The organism is Brevibacillus borstelensis, from assembly GCF_037834415.1.
Classification (GTDB): domain Bacteria; phylum Bacillota; class Bacilli; order Brevibacillales; family Brevibacillaceae; genus Brevibacillus; species Brevibacillus borstelensis_A.
On the sequence record NZ_JAUMSJ010000033.1, the window covers coordinates 1 to 17,920 of the forward strand.

The 17,920-nt window shown below is 53.2% G+C and carries 19 protein-coding genes; 9 read left to right on the forward strand and 10 right to left on the reverse strand.

Annotated features, from left to right (window positions below; genetic code table 11):
- Positions 1–200: 200 nt before the first annotated feature.
- The 7 genes from Q3F21_RS20725 to Q3F21_RS20755 all read right to left on the reverse strand — a co-directional run bounded on the left by Q3F21_RS20725 (position 201) and on the right by Q3F21_RS20755 (position 6,285).
- Positions 201–485 carry a 4a-hydroxytetrahydrobiopterin dehydratase gene (locus Q3F21_RS20725; RefSeq protein WP_340257343.1) on the reverse strand — a complete coding sequence of 95 codons (285 nt, stop codon included), beginning with the start codon at positions 483–485 and terminating at the stop codon, positions 201–203.
- A gap of 88 nt (positions 486–573) precedes the next feature.
- Positions 574–1,311, reverse strand: a complete 738-nt coding sequence (locus Q3F21_RS20730) for a class I SAM-dependent methyltransferase (RefSeq protein WP_340257345.1) — start codon at positions 1,309–1,311, stop codon at positions 574–576.
- A gap of 105 nt (positions 1,312–1,416) precedes the next feature.
- Positions 1,417–3,132, reverse strand: coding sequence for a hypothetical protein (locus Q3F21_RS20735; protein ID WP_340257346.1), 1,716 nt, complete (start codon positions 3,130–3,132; stop codon positions 1,417–1,419).
- A 115-nt stretch (positions 3,133–3,247) separates the two neighbouring features.
- The gene (locus Q3F21_RS20740) at positions 3,248–3,934 is read right to left on the reverse strand and encodes a deoxynucleoside kinase (protein WP_340257347.1); all 687 of its coding nucleotides are present in this window, start codon (positions 3,932–3,934) and stop codon (positions 3,248–3,250) included.
- Positions 3,935–3,978: 44 nt separating this feature from the next.
- Complete coding sequence (locus tag Q3F21_RS20745; protein ID WP_340257349.1) at positions 3,979–4,614, reverse strand: deoxynucleoside kinase; 636 nt, start codon at positions 4,612–4,614, stop codon at positions 3,979–3,981.
- 305 nt (positions 4,615–4,919) lie between these two features.
- Positions 4,920–5,993 carry a spore photoproduct lyase gene (gene splB / locus Q3F21_RS20750; RefSeq protein WP_340257351.1) on the reverse strand — a complete coding sequence of 358 codons (1,074 nt, stop codon included), beginning with the start codon at positions 5,991–5,993 and terminating at the stop codon, positions 4,920–4,922.
- An 82-nt stretch (positions 5,994–6,075) separates the two neighbouring features.
- Positions 6,076–6,285: a hypothetical protein gene (locus Q3F21_RS20755; protein WP_340257353.1), complete on the reverse strand. Its 210-nt coding sequence runs from the start codon at positions 6,283–6,285 to the stop codon at positions 6,076–6,078.
- Between the two features lie 142 nt (positions 6,286–6,427).
- Here Q3F21_RS20755 and Q3F21_RS20760 point away from each other — a divergent pair, with 142 nt between their 5' ends.
- Both Q3F21_RS20760 and Q3F21_RS20765 read left to right on the forward strand, forming a co-directional pair.
- Positions 6,428–6,943, forward strand: coding sequence for a sigma-70 family RNA polymerase sigma factor (locus Q3F21_RS20760; protein WP_340257355.1), 516 nt, complete (start codon positions 6,428–6,430; stop codon positions 6,941–6,943).
- A gap of 4 nt (positions 6,944–6,947) precedes the next feature.
- Positions 6,948–8,375 carry a DUF4179 domain-containing protein gene (locus Q3F21_RS20765; RefSeq protein ID WP_340257357.1) on the forward strand — a complete coding sequence of 476 codons (1,428 nt, stop codon included), beginning with the start codon at positions 6,948–6,950 and terminating at the stop codon, positions 8,373–8,375.
- Positions 8,376–8,494: 119 nt separating this feature from the next.
- Here the strand turns inward: Q3F21_RS20765 and thiD are convergent, their stop codons facing one another.
- Entirely contained in the window at positions 8,495–9,289 is a 795-nt protein-coding gene (gene thiD, locus Q3F21_RS20770) for a bifunctional hydroxymethylpyrimidine kinase/phosphomethylpyrimidine kinase (RefSeq protein WP_340257359.1), read from the reverse strand.
- A gap of 107 nt (positions 9,290–9,396) precedes the next feature.
- Here thiD and Q3F21_RS20775 point away from each other — a divergent pair, with 107 nt between their 5' ends.
- The 6 genes from Q3F21_RS20775 (at position 9,397) to Q3F21_RS20800 (ending at position 15,090) form a co-directional block, all read left to right on the forward strand.
- Complete coding sequence (locus Q3F21_RS20775; RefSeq protein ID WP_340257361.1) at positions 9,397–10,206, forward strand: sensor histidine kinase; 810 nt, start codon at positions 9,397–9,399, stop codon at positions 10,204–10,206.
- Complete coding sequence (locus Q3F21_RS20780; RefSeq protein WP_340257363.1) at positions 10,203–10,865, forward strand: response regulator; 663 nt, start codon at positions 10,203–10,205, stop codon at positions 10,863–10,865. The genes Q3F21_RS20775 and Q3F21_RS20780 overlap by 4 nt, the downstream gene beginning before the upstream one ends.
- A 238-nt stretch (positions 10,866–11,103) precedes the next feature.
- Positions 11,104–12,039, forward strand: coding sequence for a metal ABC transporter solute-binding protein, Zn/Mn family (locus Q3F21_RS20785; RefSeq protein WP_340257445.1), 936 nt, complete (start codon positions 11,104–11,106; stop codon positions 12,037–12,039).
- A 29-nt stretch (positions 12,040–12,068) separates the two neighbouring features.
- The gene (locus Q3F21_RS20790; RefSeq protein WP_340257366.1) at positions 12,069–12,860 is read left to right on the forward strand and encodes a metal ABC transporter ATP-binding protein; all 792 of its coding nucleotides are present in this window, start codon (positions 12,069–12,071) and stop codon (positions 12,858–12,860) included.
- Entirely contained in the window at positions 12,857–14,212 is a 1,356-nt protein-coding gene (locus Q3F21_RS20795; RefSeq protein ID WP_340257369.1) for a metal ABC transporter permease, read from the forward strand. The genes Q3F21_RS20790 and Q3F21_RS20795 overlap by 4 nt, the downstream gene beginning before the upstream one ends.
- Positions 14,209–15,090 carry a metal ABC transporter permease gene (locus tag Q3F21_RS20800; protein ID WP_340257371.1) on the forward strand — a complete coding sequence of 294 codons (882 nt, stop codon included), beginning with the start codon at positions 14,209–14,211 and terminating at the stop codon, positions 15,088–15,090. The genes Q3F21_RS20795 and Q3F21_RS20800 overlap by 4 nt, the downstream gene beginning before the upstream one ends.
- Before the next feature lie 84 nt (positions 15,091–15,174).
- On the opposite strand, the gene Q3F21_RS20805 is transcribed toward Q3F21_RS20800, so the two are convergent.
- On the reverse strand, positions 15,175–16,269 hold the full coding sequence (locus tag Q3F21_RS20805) for a TIGR03943 family putative permease subunit (RefSeq protein ID WP_340257373.1): 1,095 nt from the start codon (positions 16,267–16,269) through the stop codon (positions 15,175–15,177).
- A 15-nt stretch (positions 16,270–16,284) separates the two neighbouring features.
- On the reverse strand, positions 16,285–17,277 hold the full coding sequence (locus Q3F21_RS20810; protein ID WP_425341290.1) for a permease: 993 nt from the start codon (positions 17,275–17,277) through the stop codon (positions 16,285–16,287).
- A 177-nt stretch (positions 17,278–17,454) separates the two neighbouring features.
- Here Q3F21_RS20810 and Q3F21_RS20815 point away from each other — a divergent pair, with 177 nt between their 5' ends.
- Positions 17,455–17,835, forward strand: coding sequence for a metalloregulator ArsR/SmtB family transcription factor (locus Q3F21_RS20815; protein WP_340257378.1), 381 nt, complete (start codon positions 17,455–17,457; stop codon positions 17,833–17,835).
- Positions 17,836–17,920 lie beyond the last annotated feature (85 nt).

Consider the following 17,920-nt stretch of genomic DNA (forward strand, 5'->3'; position numbering starts at 1 on the left):
GGTATGCCAGATTTATCTAACAAAAATGTTCAAACAACGTTATTTTGTTTGCTCTTAGCACCCCTGTACAGGGGATGCAGGGCAAAGTGCCTTATATCCCCATAGCTAAAGCAAGGGGTTTTACGGCACGATTGATAATAACAGACGCGCGCGCTTGCACAAAAAAAGCCGCCTCGTCCGAACAAGGCGGAACCTCCACGTCAGCTTACCTTGCTGATCGTCTGTGCGAGGGCAAAATCTTTCCCGGTCAGACCGCACGCCTCTCTGGTCGTCACCGTAAAGGTCACTGCCGCCTGCTTGATCAGGATTTCGACGTGGTGACTATCCTGATCAAGCAGTTCCGCTACGCGGTTGACAAAGCTGACAGCGGTGGAAAAATCGCGGCACTGGTACGTCCGGGACAGCGCCATCCGATCCTCTATCAGTCTCCAGCCTGGCACTTTGTTCAAGTACAGCTTCACTTGCTCCAGCGAAAGCCTGCTCACTCAGCGCACCCCCATCATTGATGAATGACATCGTTTTCACCATCATATTCACCTTGATAGCGGGTTAGTCACGCTCATCCGCGACGTCCTATTTTTTGACGGCAAAAAAGATCATTCGCGGGGAACTGTCCGCGTGATACGGTTCAAATTGGTAGTTTCCGAACGTTTGAATGTTCACAAACCCGGCATCCCTCATCATCGCGGTCATCTCCTCAACGGTAAAGAGGCGGACTTGCTCCTGATAGACTCTTGTCTCCGCTGCTTCCGTATCCTTGACCACGATCCGTTTCTTGACAAAACCCGCTTCCAGCCAGCGCTCCTCTTCAATCAGCAGCCCTCCCGCTTCCTTTTCGGAGTGCGGCACAAGATGGGCTTCGACAAAAGCAGGATTGAGGTAGTCGATGACAACTTCTCCTCCCGATTTCAGCGCACGTGCCATATTGCCAACGACCTGCGCATTTTCCTCGTCTGCCGAGAAATACCCGAAGCTGGTAAACAGATTGACGACGATATCGAACTCTTCCCGAAACGGGATATGCCTCATGTCGTATTGGTAAAAGCGCAGATTAGGGAGTACCTTTTGTTCCTCAGCAAGCTGCAGCAGGACATTTGATAAATCCACCCCGACAACTTCGTACCCGCGCCGGGCCAGCGCACGAGAATGACGCCCGCTCCCGCAGCAAAGATCAAGGACTCTGCCGGAACGCTTGATGGGCAAACGATCCAGGAGGTTGGCAATCTCTTTATCGGCTGATGCATCGTCCCTGTGTCTGTACACCAGCACGTAGTCCTCGCGAAAGCTTCGTTCAAACCATTCTTCTGCCATGTCTGTGCTCCTTTTTGCTTCCAAGATGCACCTATTATACCACAGCCTATTTTGATCAGAAGCCGTTTTCAGCCACTGAAATGTGCGGAAAGTGCATCCGGGTTGTCAACGTTCCCGCGCATACAGGGGTGTCCGCTGCGCAGCAGGGACCCGGATGTCGCCCTCTGCCAACTCGAGCGGCTCCCAGCGCTTTCTCCGCTCGTCCCAGACTTGATACCGCAGGCCGTCACCCGCTACGAGATACGGTCCGAAGGCCAGCACTTCTCCCCGTGCCAGAGACACCTCCCGCTGCCGCCCGCCGATCTTCCAAAACATGTACTTCTTCGCGTTTTGGCTTTTTTGCCGCTTCAATACAGCCTCGCCGCTATCTGTCGCCCAGACAATTTCCCCTTCGGTCGCCCAGGATTTCCCCTTACGCGAGACAAACACAGTCCGGTTTTCCTGCCCTCCCGGCACGGTATAGTAAACGCCATCGTTTCGCACCTTGATCGGAAAAGCCGGCAGCTGCTCTCGCGGATGAAGCAATGTCTCTCCCAGCGATTCCGTCTTTTCGAGCTTGAGATCATGCAGGCGATACGTGCGCTTTTCCAAGCGGTACAGGTTTTTATCGCCGGCAGAGCGGACAAAAATGACATAGATCGATCCCTGCACATTGTCCACGGCCATCTCCAGGGCAATCGATCCGGTCGAGGACTCATCAAAAAGCGGCGTTTTTTCCCCGCTAGCCAGGTTGTATACGGTTCCGAGCTTCTCTTCTACATAGAGAAATCTCCCAGCATCCAGCCAATCGATCGTCGAATGTCTGGAAAGTGCGGTGCCTTCAAGCATCGGTTCGATCAATAGCGGGCTTCGTCCCTTCTGCTCCAGCACGAGGGCGACCTGTCTTCCGCCTCTTCTGCTTTTGCTGCTTCCTCTGTCGATGATGCCCAGATAGCTTTCGCGGTCAGGAGACGGTATCAATTGTTCGTAAAAGGAGTCAAACGAGCTAAACCCGACCACCTTGCTTTCAGGATAGGACAGCCATGATAACGGTCGTTTCTTGTACAAGGCCACGTAGCGATACTCTTGGGGCAGATAGTTCCCGCGTTGCGAATGGAATTGGGTCAGGTCCAATGCCGTTCGGTTGACCTTCCGAACGTCGAGAGAAATCGTCCGTTCATCCAGCCAGACTGCCGGATAACCATCGACAGACCGTCCCGCTTCTTCCTTCCGGATCATCGGCTCGGAAAATTGCAGCAGAATATCGCCGAGACCTTCCGTTATGTACAGGGATCGGGATTCTCTGCTCTCCGGCAGCATCAACACTGCCCCCTCGGACTTGCCAGGCAGAACGGCGAGAGTAAGCGGCTCCATCCTGCGGAGCGTGATCGTCGGAATATTCCCAAAACGAAACGCAAGCTGGTCTTTGATATCGGAAAAGGTCATGGTCAATTGGTAGTTTCCCCGAGACACCTCCCGGACCGAAGTACTGTACTTTACGTCGCCAAATAGCTCCACCTGTGACAGGAACCTTTCAGCCGCTTCCAACGATTGGTTTGTCGTTAAATCAATATGAATAAAGGCTTCTCTTTTATGCAGACCAAGTTGTATGGGCTGCCTTGGCATCCTGTCCCGCTCAAACTCTGCTACCTGTGAGCTCGATTGATCGTCCTGCTGTCCGATTAGCACTCGCTGAAAAGCTTGTTCAAACGCATATTTTTCTCCTGCCGTGACGGCTTTGGCCGCTTCCTTCATCATTTGCGACCGGTAGAAGGTAGTCATAACCCAAATGGAAGCTAGACAAATCGTTCCGAGGACAACAATCAGCATCCGCCTCTTCACTTGAACGCCTCCCGAACATACCCGTTTTTCATCATAGTACCATAAACCGCAGTGCCCCATCAGAAAAAAAGCCCCTTTGCCAAAGAGAGTTTTCCTTCGTCAAAGGGGGCGTACCTTAGCGGCGGAATGAGCGTCCGAGACTGATTTTTTCTGCAACCCGGGACAGCACAACCTCCACTGAGGACAAATCTTCTACCACATCGTATTCGTTAATGTTGATCCGCAGCACCGGACAGGCCGAGAAAGAGGCGATCCACTTTTCATAGCGATTGTACAAATCCATCCAGTATTCGGCAGGAGTCTGCTGCTCCATTGGACGGCCGCGCTCCTGAACGCGGTCAAGAATATCATCAAAGCTTCCTTCCAAGTAGATCAAGATGTCTGGATGCGGAAAATACGGAGTCATGACCATCGCTTCGAACAGCTTCGTATACGTTTGGTAATCCTCCTCCGTCATATGCCCCTGCTCGTACAGCATCCTCGCGAAAATGCCGGTATCCTCGTAAATCGAGCGGTCCTGCACGAAACCGCCGCCATATTCAAACATCCGCTTTTGCTCTTTAAACCGCTCCGCGAGGAAAAAAACCTGCAAGTGAAACCCCCAGCGAGAGAGATCTTCGTAAAATTTGCCCAAATACGGGTTGTTGTCCACCTTTTCTACAGAAACGCGAAAGCCGAGCAAATCGGCCAGGGCATGCGTAAAGGTCGACTTCCCGACGCCGACTGTCCCACCGATTGTAATCACAGCGTTGCTCGGTATCCCGTATTTTTCTCTCAAATAACTGTTTTTAAACCCAGACATGAACGTAACTCCTTCTTGAGTGATCAAGCCGTGCGCATGGTAAGTCAAGCCCCCTGCAGCGAACGGATACATGGTTCAATTTGCTTCAGCACATACTGAAGATCTTCCGGCTTATGTACAAAGTCAAGCTCGTCGCACTGAAACTTGATTACAGGCGTATCCGGATGGCGTCTTTCAAACGCTTTCATAAATTCATCGTAATCGGCGATCAGATTTTTCATATAGCCTACATCCATTTTCCGCTCCACGTCGCGGTCGCGCATCTCGATACGCTTCATCACCGTTTCGATGGAGGCTGTCATATAGATGACCAGGTTTGCCTGCGGCAACCCTTCCGTGAGGATGTCGTAAATTTTCAGATACTTGGGCAGATTTTCCTCATCCAGTGTCCGTTTGGCAAAAATGGTGTTTTTAAAAATATTGTAATCCGCCACCGCCGAGATCCCCTGCTCCAAACAGTCCCGGTTTACATCCTGCAATTGCTTGTACCGGTTGCAAAGGAAAAACATCTCCAGTTGAAAGCTCCATTCGGCAATGTTTTCATAAAACTTTCCCAGAAACGGATTTTCATACACGATCTCTTCCAGCAGCTTCAGATCAAAGGCTTTGCTGAGCTCACGGGACAGCGACGTTTTGCCAATACCAATCGGTCCCTCGATGGTTACAAATACGGGCTTCATAATTGTCGCACAAATCCTTTCCCAGATATGAAAGCCTCCATATTGTAGCATGGACATGTCAATTTTGTCGAAAAGATTCGGATAATGTCATATACGTGGAAGCTTGGGTTCTGGAAGCCTTTGTGGAACTTGTTCCCCATGAGACGCAAATCTTCTTCTCCTGGATACATGTGAAGCGATTATGAGCCCTTATGTCGACAAGCTCGATTTGGGAATTTCCGTTCAACGAAAAAACCGCGCAGCCTTTGGGGCTGGCGGCTCTCATGCATCGGGGGCGGTTAAAAATTTTTTCCGTTCATCCCTTCTCAAGTGAAATACTCGACTTTCGCTTGCGGGAAAAGACGGGCGATTTCCTTTTTCAAATGCGCTTGCAGCGCTTTGGCCTGCACGTCCGGGTAAACGTACTTTCCTTTCCCGTACTTGCCCCATTTGTACTTTCGCTCCTCTTCATTCATTTCCAGCTTTGTCTTCGGATACCGCTGCAGGATGAGCTTCTTGGCCACCTTGGTGAAACGATGCTGGATCAATTCAAACGTAAGGTCTTCCAGCGCTTCGGGCACAAGCTGTTCCCTCAACCGCTCCAACAAATCGGTATATCCTTCTTCCCATCCGTCAAACCAGTACAGCGGCGCCAGAATGAAGCCGAGCGGATACCCTGCCTTAGCCACTTTCCCCGCCGCTTCCAGTCGCTCGGCAAATGTGGAGGTCCCGGGCTCGAAATTCTTGATCACGTAATCCGCGTTCATGCTGAAGCGAAAGCGGGTGTGTTTGTTGTGCGCAGCGTCAAGCAGGGAGTCTACGTGATGGAATTTGGTTACGAAGCGAAGGCGTCCCAGCGGCTGCTTTCCCATAAACTCAATCGCTCGCCGCAAATTTCCGGTAATGTGCTCGATACTGACCGGGTCCGAGGTGCATGCCGCCTCAAACCGGGTGATTTCCGGCTCCCGTTCGCGGATATAGACTTCCGCCTGCCGCAGTATGTCATCTGTATTGACATAGACGCGGATATACGGCTTCGTGCCGATATTCGTATTCAAATAGCAGTAATGACAGTGGGCCGCGCAGCCTGTCGCCAGCGGGATGGCGTATTCGGCAGACGGCTTGGACTGCTCGAATTTCAACGTCTTGCGGACGCCGACGACTAGCGTGCGCTTGGCATTGCGATACTGCTCCACGTCCGTTTCTCCGGGAATCCCGCGTACCTGGTTGTGGCTGGTTGTCATCCGAATCGGGATTCCCTGCTCCTGATACCGCTGGTAAATTTCCTGTCCCAGCGGATATTGGAGCGCATCCGGTTCAAAGAAAACAAAATCGGGCAGAAACAGCTTTGACTTCTTATTCGCAGCCGCTTCCGGTTTTTCGGACAGTGTAGTTTCCATGTCGATCCCCCCCTGAGGTAGTATCTCCAAACCGGAGCGATGCGTCCTGTGGAGGAACATGGCTGTCCATCGATCGGTTCGACTACAGGCGCTCTTTAAACAGACGAAGCCATTCCAGCGCCTGTTCCCTTTCCTTCTCTGGAACCTGCAGCACGTAAACGTGACCCGTCCTTTGCGTCCTGCGAGACAGGAGGCGGACACGAATGCCTTTCATTTCCAAATAATGTCTGCATTCATTCGCCATTCTTGGCAAGCCATACGACTCATGAATCGTCACCCATTTGATCCACATCCCCGCTTTGACCGTCCTCTCCAGGTGCTATACGATACCATAAGCGAAAAGAAAGCGTCCGGTTCCGCACGGACAAGAAGAAATACACATTTCCCAAAACCGTTTCTCGCCCTTGGCCGTCTAATAAGCAGGAGGGGTGAACGTGAATCTGGAACAACTCGTCTCGGCTGCCCGGCACGGGGACGATGACGCCTTTTACGACTTGATGCGAATGCACAAAGATAAGCTGTACAAAGTCGCTTACGCGTTTTTCCGCAATGAAGCCGACGCCCTGGATGCCCTTCAGGAGGTGACCTGCCGGGCGTATCTGAAGCTGCCCATGCTTAAACAGCCCGCTTATGTTTCCACGTGGCTGACGCGAATCATGATCCATGTCTGCGTGGATGAGCAAAAGCGGAAGCAACGATTGATGGCAAGTGAGGCGACCAGCGAGACGGCGGTACGGGATGACACAGATACCGCCTACCTGCGACTGGAGATGGAAGACGCGATTTCACGGCTGTCTGGCATGCATCGACAGGTGATTATCCTGAAATACTTCGAGGACTTGACGATACGCGAGATAGCAGCCTTGCTCGGCCATCCCGAGGGAACGATCAAGACATGGCTTCACAAGGCATTGGGCGCCCTGCGCAAAGATTTGGGAAAAGGTTGGTGAGATGATGAGTCGACGCGAAGAAACGGACGGGATTCTCCCAGAGAAAGAGGCGGAATCGCGCCCCATCGAGGATTTGATCAAGGAACAATTAACAGAGAAAAAGGAACAGTACGAAAAGATTTTGTCTCCCCCTGAGGCAGACGCCTATATCCTGGCCGGTATGAGCCAAGCAAAGGGGCAGCTGCGGAAGCAAAAGCGCCAAGGACGCATCCGCTGGTCGCTGCTCGCCGCATGCTCCCTTGTTGTGGGCCTATTTTTTACGATTCGCCTGTCTCCCGCAGTCGCAGCCTATGTGAGCCATATTCCCGGGATGGAGCCGCTCGTCAAAATGATCCAGGCGAAAAAAGGCTTGGAAATGGCCGCGAATCACGGGCTCGCGCAAGAAATCGGCGCTTTCGCGGAAGCGGAAAACGTCAGCTTCACGATTGATCAGGTCATTGGGGATCAAAGACGGATGCTGCTGCTGTATACGATCCAGCACAAGGAACCGGGGCATGTGGTTCAATTGGAAAGCATCGATATTCAGGACGACAAGGGCAACAAAATACCGCTCAGCTACTCGCTCCCCAGAGGGAGCTTTGAACCTGCCAGCCATGCGCAGGAAGCGATTGAGGTATACCCGACGGATGAAAATCCCGCTTTGCCAGATAACCTGGTTGTAAAGGCAACAATCTTTGTAGACGCCGTGCCAATGGACACTCCACTCACCGTAACCGTTCCCATCGACAAATCCAAATATGCCGACCTGAAAGAAAAAATATACCCCGTCAACCAGACGGTTACGGTCGACGGGCAGAAGCTGACCATTTCGCAGGTCGCCGTTTACCCTACCCAGGCAGAAGTAACGATCCGGTTTGCCCCCGAAAACACGAAAAAAATCTTCGGGTTCGACAATTTGCGCCTGGAGGACGAAAAGGGACAAACCTTCGCATTCTGGGGAAATGGTGTCCCTTCCCATAATAATGGCGAACACGAGGTAATCTACCATCTGAAGAGCAACTACTTCGACACCCCCCGGCAGCTCTACCTGAAAGCAAGCGGCATCCAGGCATTGGACAAAGACAAGCTGCTCGTGGTGATCGACGCAAAGAACAAGGTGCTTTTGAAAGCGCCGGATGACAGGCTGTCGCTGGAAGCGCTTCGGCAGAATGAGGACGTAGTCGGCATGGATTATCATCTTCGTGTGGATGAACAGGACAGCCACAATTTCGGACCGCACATATCCGAGCTGACAGACGATCTGGGCAATCGATACGAGTCTGTCCAAGGGACTTCCGTCTCGGGAAAACCTGAGACCATTCAAAGATATGGTGCCCTGTTCAAGCGAACGGCTACTGTTAAAGAGGGTATACCCAGTACCTACCAATTCACGCTCTCTCATTATCCAACCAGATTGAAGGGAGAATTGTCCCTGCCGATCGAGGTAAAGTAAATAACAGCCACAAATCTTCTCTACACAAAAAGCCCGCAGCGATGGCCCTTCTGAAAAGAAGGGATTAGCCGCGGGCTCTTTTCGTTTTCTCGCCCCAATATGGCAAAGTCCGTCCTCTGTTACTCCACGGCCGCCCAGTGGTTGGTCGGGCCGTGTCCGCCGCCGATCTGCGGTGCGGTTCTGATCGCTTCCACGATAAATCGGTTGGCCTTGTCCACAGCTTCGACGAGCGGCGTTCCTTTTGCCAGTTCGGCGGTCAGCGCCGCGGAAAACGTGCAGCCTGTCCCGTGTGTATGACGGGTCGGTACCCGCTCATGCTTCATTTCAAAAAAGTCCCGGCCGTCATAGAAGATGTCGACGATGGCATCCCCATGCAAATGGCCGCCCTTCATCATTACATGACGCGGGCCCATTTGATGTATCGCTTTGGCCGCATCGCGCATTTGCTCCGGGGTCTCAATGCGCATCCCGCTCAAAAACTCGGCTTCCGGCAGGTTGGGCGTAACTACCTCCGCGAGCGGAAGCAAATGGCGCTTGAGTGCCGCGATCGCCTCATCCTGCAGCAGCTTCGCTCCCCCTTTCGCGATCATGACCGGGTCGAGGACCAGCTTTTTGACCGCAAACCGGCTGATTTCCCGAGAAACCGCTTCGATAATCTCGGCGTCGAACAGCATCCCTGTCTTCGCCGCATCCGTTCCGATATCCCGCAGCACTTCATGCATCTGCTGCGCTACCGCCTCTGTCGGCAGCGGATAAACGCCTGCCACACCCAAAGTGTTTTGTACGGTAATCGCTGTGATGGCGCTTGTCCCGTAAACGCCAAATTGGTGGAAGGTCTTCAGGTCGGCTTGAATCCCCGCTCCCCCTCCGCTGTCCGATCCCGCGATGGTCATCGCTTTTGCAAGTCGGTTCATATTCTGCTCCTCCTATCCTCTCCTTCTTCTGTTATGAGTATATCATCAGCCCGTCTCCTCCGGTATACTGGGAATGTATCACCTGGCAAAAGGAAAGGGATGTTACCATGACTTACCGCGTTTTATACTGGTTGACCGTACTGCTGCCGCCAATCGTTATCGGCGGCTTTGAGTTCGTCCGCCATGATTTTTTGCTGCCTTATTTATCCATGGAAACGGGAAATGTTTACATCACGATTTTGACTCTGCTGCTCTCCTTTCTTTTCGCCACCTGGATGTTCCGCAAAATCGATCGCATGAATGCCAAGATCGTGCGGGAACAAGCACGGCGAGCCGTCTACGAAGAGCGTGAGCGACTGGCGAGAGAGCTTCATGACGGCATCGCCCAGTCGCTGTTCTTCCTCAACGTCAAGCTTAAGCAAGGACATCTGGAGGATGCCCGCGCAGCCGTTTCTGAGATCGACAATCACGTGCGGCATGCGATTTTCAACCTCCGTTCCCTCCCGGAAGAAGGCAGCAGCCTGACCCAGCGGCTGGAAAACTGGCTCGCACAGTGGAGCGCCCTCTCCGGAGTCGACGTCACTCACCAGATCGAAGTGCCGGACGGCTTCTTTTCCCCTGCCGAAGAAGTTCAGCTGTTTGGCATTGTCCAGGAGACCTTTGCCAATATTCAGAAGCATGCAAAGGCCAAACATGCTTGGCTGACTTTGAAAGCGCTGCGGCCGGACAAATGGTTTTTGTCTGTAGAAGACGACGGCGCGGGAATCTGTCTGGACGGGCATGAAGCGAAAAAATACGGGTTGAAGATGGTTAGAGAAAGAGCCAAGCAGCTCGGCTCTGCTATTGAAATTACACAGCGAGCGGAAGGCGGCACTTCGATACGCCTGACGTTCGAGAGAGGAGGCGACAAATCGTGAATGCGTATCGCGTTTTGATCGCAGACGATCATCATATGGCGCGGCTGGCTATCCGCAGCCTTTTGGAGCAAGATCCTTCATTTGAAGTCGTCGGCGAAGCGACCAATGGCGAAGAAGCCTATCAGATGTGCGGCGAGCTTCTGCCGGACCTTGTGCTGATGGATATCAACATGCCGAGATGGAGCGGGCTGGAGGCCACTCGAGAGGTAAAAAAGGCATTCCCGCATATAAAAGTCGTCATTCTCAGCGTCTCTGACGATGTAGGCGACCTGATTACAGCGATTCAGTTTGGGGCCCAAGGCTATCTGTTGAAAAACCTGGAGCCGGACGATTGGATCACTTATTTGCACGCCCTCCTCGGAGAAGACAGCGAGCTGTCGAGAGAGATGGCCGCTCGCCTGTTCACCCGCTTCCGGCGGGAGGAAAGCATGAATGAGCCCGTTCCAGAAGTTCTGACTCCGCGCGAACGCGAAATCGTGATGTACGTTGGCGCAGGGAAAACCAACAGGGAAATTAGCGACGCGCTGATCATCGCCGAGAACACCGTAAAAAATCACATCAAGAACATTCTTGAAAAGCTGCAGCTGGTCAATCGCGTCCAGCTTGCAGCTTACGCCGTTCGTCATCATCTCTTGCTCAAGCCGAGCGACGATCGTTAGCCGGTCCGTCACAAAATTCCGGGACAGTTGACACGTGCAGCTGTCCCTTTCAAATCTTACGGGCACAGCCACAGCATAAACACTCAGGACAAAAAATTGCACAAAGGAAACTTTATTGTCCAAAGAAAATAGTGTTGCGCTGTGCCATTTTTTTGTGTTAAAGTTGCCCAAGGGAAACATTTATGTGTTTAGATAAAATATTTGAGGAGGGACAACTTTGAAAACTACATACCAAAAAATGCTGAGGGGAACGTTTTGCACCCTCTTGACAGCTACATTCCTGCTCACTGGCTGCGGGGCGAAGGACGTACCGACATCGCAGCCTGCTTCCGAAGGGACCGTTTGGAAAGTGACGGCAACGACAGGCATGGTCGCTGACATCGTAAAAGAAGTGGGCGGCGAGCATGTCGCCGTCACACAGTTGATGGGTTCAGGCGTAGACCCTCACCTGTACAAAGCATCCGAAGGCGACATCAAGCGAATTGAGGAGGCCGATATCATCTTCTACTCCGGGCTTCATCTCGAAGGGAAAATGGTCGAAATTTTCGAGAAAATGAGCAAGAAGAAGCCTGTAAAAGCGGTTACCGCCAGCTTGACCAAAGAACAGCTGCTGGCTGACCCGGCTGCGCCCGACAGCCCCGACCCGCACGTCTGGTTTGACGTCTCGCTCTGGATGAAGGCCGTTGAACAGGTACGGGACGACCTAGCCGAGTTTGATGCCCCCCACTCGTCCACCTTTCAAGCCAATGCGGAGCGTTATCTGAAAGAGCTGAAACAGCTTGACGACTACGCACGGGAACAACTCGGCTCGATCCCGAAGGAACAACGGGTTTTGGTTACGGCTCATGACGCTTTTCAGTACTTCGGACGCGGCTATGACGTGGAAGTAATGGGTCTGCAAGGAATCAGCACTGCCTCCGAGTACGGATTGAAGGATGTGCAGACGCTTGTGGATACTTTGGTTGAACGCAAAATCAAAGCCGTCTTTGTGGAGTCCTCCGTTCCCAAACGCTCTATTGAAGCAGTGGTGCAAGGAGCAGCCGCCAAAAATCACACCGTTACCATCGGCGGCGAGCTATTCTCCGACGCAATGGGAGAGCCTGGCACACCGGAGGGCAATTACATCGGAATGGTTCGCCACAACGTCGATACGATCGTGAACGCTTTAAAATGACATGCAGTTTTTTAAAGGAGGAAAGATAGATGAGCATCCAGACTAGTGCTGTGCCTCTGCTGGTACGTGATTTGACTGTCGCTTACCAGAAAAAGCCCGTACTGAGAAACGTGAATATTTCTGTGCCGGAAGGAAAGCTGATCGGCATTATCGGACCGAATGGAGCTGGTAAATCGACGTTTATCAAAGCGGTTCAAGGACTGATTCCGACCGCTTCAGGGACGGCGGAGGTGTATGGAAAACCGTTTGCCCAGCAGCGAAGATCTGTCGGCTACGTCCCTCAGCGCGAATCGGTAGACTGGGATTTTCCGACAGACGCTCTCGATGTCGTCCTGATGGGAAGATACGGTCGCCTGGGATGGTTCCGCCGTCCGGGCAAAGCAGATCGGGAATTTGCCATGGAGTGCCTGAAAAAAGTCGGAATGGCGGATTACGCCGACAGGCAAATCAGTCAACTGTCTGGCGGTCAGCAGCAGCGGGTCTTTCTCGCCCGCGCGCTCGCCCAGGAAGCTCAGCTTTATTTTATGGACGAACCATTCGCGGGGGTAGACGCCGCAACCGAGCGTGCCATTATCCAGCTGTTGAACGATCTGAAAAAGCAGCAAAAAACCGTTCTGGTCGTCCATCACGACCTTCAGACTGTCGATGAGTACTTTGACTGGGTCATCCTGCTGAACAGACGCGTGATTGCCGCAGGTCCGGTCAAGGAGACCTTTACGGCGGAAACCCTGCAAAAAACGTACGGCGGCCGCCTGCAGGTGCTGGGGAACCAAGTGCTGCTCAACAATGACAAAACGTCCGGCAAGGAGGATGCGACATGAACCTCCTCCTCGCCCTTCAGGATCCGAACACACAGTGGGTTTTGATGGGATGCATTCTGCTTGGAATCAGCAGCGGGATTCTCGGCTGCTTCGCCTTTTTGCGGGGTCGCTCGCTCGTCGGCGACGCTCTCGCCCATGCTGCGCTTCCCGGCGTTTGCATGATCTTCCTGTTGACCGGCTCCAAATCGATCGGGCTGTTCCTCATCGGGGCAGGGGTGGCCGGCTTGTTGGCCAGCTACAGCATTATAGCCATTTCGCGCTACAGCCGCATAAAGGAAGATACTTCCCTCGCGATTGTCCTTTCTGTTTTTTTCGGCATCGGCATTGTGCTGCTGACCTTCATCCAGCACAGCGCCAGCGGAAATCAGAGCGGACTTGACAAGTTTTTATTCGGCCAGGCCGCCTCGCTGGTAAAAAGCGACGTGGTGACGATCATGATTGTAGCCAGCGTTTTGATAGGGCTGACGGTATTGCTGTTCAAGGAGTTCACCCTTCTCTCCTTCGACCCGGGATTCGGCCGAGGTCTTGGATTCCCGATGGGATGGTTGGACGGACTGCTCATGCTGATGCTGCTGATGTCAGTGGTTATCGGCTTGCAGGCAGTCGGTGTCGTGCTTGTCGCCGCCATGTTGATCGCTCCGGCGGTTACCGCCCGCTACTGGACGGATAAGCTGGGCAAAATGGTCGTTTTGTCGGGAGTATTTGGCGCTCTCAGCGGCGTGCTCGGCACCTTGATCAGCACACAGCAGGAGAACCTGCCCACCGGCCCGACCATCGTCCTGTCTGCTACCTGCTTTTTTGTCGTCTCGATCCTGCTCTCTCCGCGTAGAGGGGTGCTGGCCCGTTTCTACCGCTTTTTCAAGCTTCGCAAGAAAGTGCTGGCAGAGGATGTCCAGCAAGCCTTGTACGAGTGTCTAGAGGAGCAGGCATACAGCCTGCGGGTTGGCGGTATCTATCTGGGTGTCGAAGCGGCAGAACTGGCTCAGAAAAGCGGAAAAAGCCTGTCCCAGGTGAAAAGAGCCTTGGCGGAAATGGTACGCAAAAAAATAGTCATCGAACGGCCCAAAGCAAGCGGGGTTTCGGGGTGGACTTTTACACCGGATGGGCTGAAATCCTCGTATGAGCTTGTTTTGAACCAAAGGCTATGGGATCTGTACCACATGAATCAGAATGAGTACCATCACATTCACATCGATCAATCTCAGGAAGAGCTCGCCCCGCAGCTTTCTGATGAGGTGTTGGCGCAGATGCTCGCCCAGCTAGAGGCGTATGATCTGACGCCGAAGCTGACGGAGGTTGCTCCCGCCGGCAGCCGCTTGTATGCGAGCGAGCAGGGAGGAGTGTCTTTATGAATACGTTCTGGATTATTTTGACCGGAGCCCTGGTCGCTGCTTCATGCGGTTTTCTCGGCTGCTTTTTGATCCTCCGCAGAATGGCGATGCTCGGGGATGCGATCAGCCATTCGATCCTTCCGGGCATTGTGATTGCCTTTTTGCTGAGCGGAAGCCGCGATATTTTGCCGATGCTGATCGGCGCTGCAACCGTTGGCCTTCTGACCGTCTTTATCGTACAGCTTCTCAATCAAAATGGCGTGAAAGCGGATGCTGCCATTGGCGTAACCTTTACCGCGCTGTTTTCTGTAGGCGTCGTGCTGGTGTCCTTGTACACCGCTCAGGTAGACCTCGATTTGGACTGCGTCCTCTACGGGGAAATCGCTTATGTACCATGGGATACGTGGCAGTGGGCCGGAATTGACATGGGGCCCCGGGCTGCCTGGGGAATCGGCGGTGTGTTCCTTCTCAGCCTGCTGCTTGTCGGCCTTTTCTTCAAACAATTCAAGCTGTGCAGCTTCGATCCCGCCCTTGCCGCCGCTATCGGCATTCCTGTCGTATTTTTCCACTACCTGCTGATGACACTCGTCTCCTTTACAACAGTGGCGGCGTTTGAAAGCGTGGGTGCTATTCTGGTGGTGGCGATGCTTGTCGTACCCAGCGCGACGGCTTACCTGCTGACGGAAAAGCTGCATGTCATGCTTTTCATCAGCATGGGGGTAGGCGCCCTCTGCTCCGTATTTGGCTATATTCTCGCCTCGTGGATGGATAGCTCCATCGCCGGCTCGATGACAGCCGTCTCCGGCCTTCTGTTTTTGCTTGCGTTTCTCTTCTCGCCGCGTCACGGAATGGTTACCCGGATGCTGGCTCGCCGCAGGATGCGCTTGGAAACAAATTAATATATGCATAAAAAAGCTGGCGGGGAATATCCCGTCAGCTTTTTTTGATTCGCTTGTCGTCCTGTACTTTCTCACACAACTCCTTCAAGGAGAGGGAGCCGTTTCAAAGTTGTAATACACATACGGGTCCTTCGGCGCCTTTACTTGTTCTACCTTCGAAGCCTTCAACACGAGCATGTCGTAGTCGTTCACCTTTCTCAATTCCAGCTTGCCCCTGACCTGCACCCAGCTGTCCGGCTGCCATTTGCCGGCTTCCGGCGCTTCCGCCAGAATCCCGAAGACAGTCGCGTCAGCAGTGCAGCAGGAGACAGAAAACCGGGCGACGACAAACTGCTCCGGCGTAAGTCCTGCCTCCCGGTAGACAAAGCCCATCGTCTGCATCTCCTTGCCGGCGAACTCCTTGGAGAACAAATCCATCGTCGTCAATCCGTCGAGAAACAGCTTGTCATCCAGCAAGATGACCGGCTGTTTGTACATCATAACCGCCAAATCGGTATAAAAGCCCCCAAATTGTTCGGGATTAAATAATGCCCGAAGTTCTTCGTCCGTCGCCCCATTGTTGTTTGCCGTATGACTCGCCTTCGGGCTCTCCGGTCCAGCGCCGCTTGCTTCGGACGAGTCCGGGTCATCTGGCGAATCCGTCCCTTCCTTCGTCGGACCGGATGCCGTTCCCCCTGCTCCGGCAAGAACAGTCGCTTCCTCGTTTGGTTCGGATGGGACCGGTAAGTGATCGCTTCCACTGTTCACTCCCGCATCTGTTTGAGATTCAGACGGAGAGGCAGTGACCTTTTTGACCCAGTTGCTTTCCCCGGTCAAGAGCGTAACTCCCCGCTTCTCGGCCAGAGAGCTGCCGAGAATCTTGTCGGGCATCACAAACCCCATCAAGAGCGGCAGAGCAAACAGCGAGTATATGACAGCAGAAATCCAGCGGTTCCGCGGCAGCTTGTGGGCGTCCTCGCAGTCACACTCATAGGCAGCCGGTCCGGACACAGCCTGGCGGATGCTCACAATCGCAAGCAGGCAAAATATCCCAAGAGTGACATAACTGAGCATGTGGAGACGCGGAGCCAGATACTGACTGAGGCGTCCCGACAGGATCAACTCCGCGAGCAGCCAGGTAAAACCGATCAACAGCAAGCTCCGAACCCAATAATGACGTTTTGCGCGATTCGCATCCATCCATTGTCCCCTCCCCTATACCGGTATAAGCAAAGTGACGGCGAGCACCAGCAGCGTTACAATCACCAATAGCTTGACGACAAAGCCGAACCGAAACGTGCCCAGCAGCATCATCGTGCTTTTCAGATCAAGCATCGGACCGTAGACGAGAAAGGCCAGCAGCGAGCTGATATGAAACGTATTCGCAAAGGAAGCCGCGATAAAAGCATCCGCTTCCGAACAGAGAGAAAACACGTATGCCATGCCCATCATGACCAGATGGGAAGTAAACGGCGTTTGCCCGATCGCCGTCAGCGTCTCCCGGCTGATCCACACCTGCAATACCGAGCTGATCAAAGCCCCAAACAGCAAGTACTTGCCCATATCAAAAAATTCGTCGACGGCGTGGTTCAGCGTCGCGCCGAGCTTGCCGCGGACTGCTTCCGCATGGGCCGTCTCATGTCGAATCTCTAGTTCAACGCCCAGGCGGAGCGGATTCTTCTTTACTGACAAGAAAATCAGCACACCCGCGGCCACTGCGACGAGGAAAGCAGCCAGAACCCGGTAGTAGGCCAGATCGGGAAAGCGCTGAAACGCGACCATCGTCGACGTAAACACGACCGGATTGACGACAGGTCCAGCGAGCAAGAAGACAATGCTTACATGGACCGGCATCCCTTTTTGAATCAATCGGCGGACGACCGGTATGATGGCGCACTCACAGACGGGAAAAAGAATGCCAAACAGCCCCGCAAAGGGAATTGCCGCAAGCGGATGCCGAGGCGTCCAGCGCCGAACCTGCTCTTCCGAGACAAATGTCTGGATGAAAGCGGAAAAGAAGACACCCAACAACACAAACGGTATGGCTTCGAGCAGAATGCTGAGAAAGAGTGTTTTCACATCGAGCAAGCTCGGGGATTGCAGAAAGCTGATCAAGCCAGGTTCAGCCCCTCCTCCCTGCCCGAGCAACAGGACGACAACTGTACCTAACAACAAGGCCCCGAGTATTTCCACAGACAGCCCGCGCATCTTTGCCAGCAAAGTTCGTTCCTCCGTTCCATTGCTTGTCCTTTTCATTATATGCATAATTCACGACAATTCCACCTATTGGGAAATGTAAAAATGGGATTTCGGACACGAATTGCGCCGCTGCACTTTTTTTCCAGATCAATCCGTTTTATAATACCTACACAGGGAGGTGAAGACGTGCCAGCTGATGATACGCTCCAACAAGACACTCACATCTGTGAGACGCCAAGCGTCGATGAAGCAAAGGTAAAACGCTTGAAGCCGCGCATGCAGGAAACAGCCGGCGTCGCTGCGATCTTTAAAGCGCTTGCCGACGATACCAGAGCCAAAATCATTTACGCTCTCGCCCTTGAAGGGGAGCTGTGCGTCTGCGACGTAGCAAACGTAATCGAAGGTACGATCGCCAATACCTCTCATCACCTTCGCCTTTTGCGCAATATGGGACTGGCTCGCCACCGGAAAGAAGGCAAGCTCGTCTACTATTCCCTCGATGATGAACATATTCGCCATCTGATTCTGTCTGGCGTTGAGCATGCCGCCGAACGGAGGCAATCCTAACTCCCGGAGCTCCTCTCCCCTTTTCCCCTGCTCCGGGCACTTCGCTCATCCCGCCGCAACTCTCTTAACCTACGCGCCAGTTTTC

Bases quoted from the DNA above. Each gene is read 5' to 3' on its own strand.
- Q3F21_RS20730 (WP_340257345.1), bottom strand. From the start codon at position 1,311: ATGGCAGAAGAATGGTTTGAACGAAGCTTTCGCGAGGACTACGTGCTG.
- Q3F21_RS20740 (WP_340257347.1), bottom strand. From the start codon at position 3,934: ATGTCTGGGTTTAAAAACAGTTATTTGAGAGAAAAATACGGGATACCG.
- Q3F21_RS20745 (WP_340257349.1), bottom strand. From the start codon at position 4,614: ATGAAGCCCGTATTTGTAACCATCGAGGGACCGATTGGTATTGGCAAA.
- splB (WP_340257351.1), bottom strand. From the start codon at position 5,993: ATGGAAACTACACTGTCCGAAAAACCGGAAGCGGCTGCGAATAAGAAG.
- Q3F21_RS20755 (WP_340257353.1), bottom strand. From the start codon at position 6,285: ATGTGGATCAAATGGGTGACGATTCATGAGTCGTATGGCTTGCCAAGA.
- Q3F21_RS20765 (WP_340257357.1), top strand. From the start codon at position 6,948: ATGAGTCGACGCGAAGAAACGGACGGGATTCTCCCAGAGAAAGAGGCG.
- thiD (WP_340257359.1), bottom strand. From the start codon at position 9,289: ATGAACCGACTTGCAAAAGCGATGACCATCGCGGGATCGGACAGCGGA.
- Q3F21_RS20775 (WP_340257361.1), top strand. From the start codon at position 9,397: ATGACTTACCGCGTTTTATACTGGTTGACCGTACTGCTGCCGCCAATC.
- Q3F21_RS20785 (WP_340257445.1), top strand. From the start codon at position 11,104: ATGCTGAGGGGAACGTTTTGCACCCTCTTGACAGCTACATTCCTGCTC.
- Q3F21_RS20790 (WP_340257366.1), top strand. From the start codon at position 12,069: ATGAGCATCCAGACTAGTGCTGTGCCTCTGCTGGTACGTGATTTGACT.
- Q3F21_RS20795 (WP_340257369.1), top strand. From the start codon at position 12,857: ATGAACCTCCTCCTCGCCCTTCAGGATCCGAACACACAGTGGGTTTTG.
- Q3F21_RS20800 (WP_340257371.1), top strand. From the start codon at position 14,209: ATGAATACGTTCTGGATTATTTTGACCGGAGCCCTGGTCGCTGCTTCA.
- Q3F21_RS20805 (WP_340257373.1), bottom strand. From the start codon at position 16,269: ATGGATGCGAATCGCGCAAAACGTCATTATTGGGTTCGGAGCTTGCTG.
- Q3F21_RS20810 (WP_425341290.1), bottom strand. From the start codon at position 17,277: ATGCGCGGGCTGTCTGTGGAAATACTCGGGGCCTTGTTGTTAGGTACA.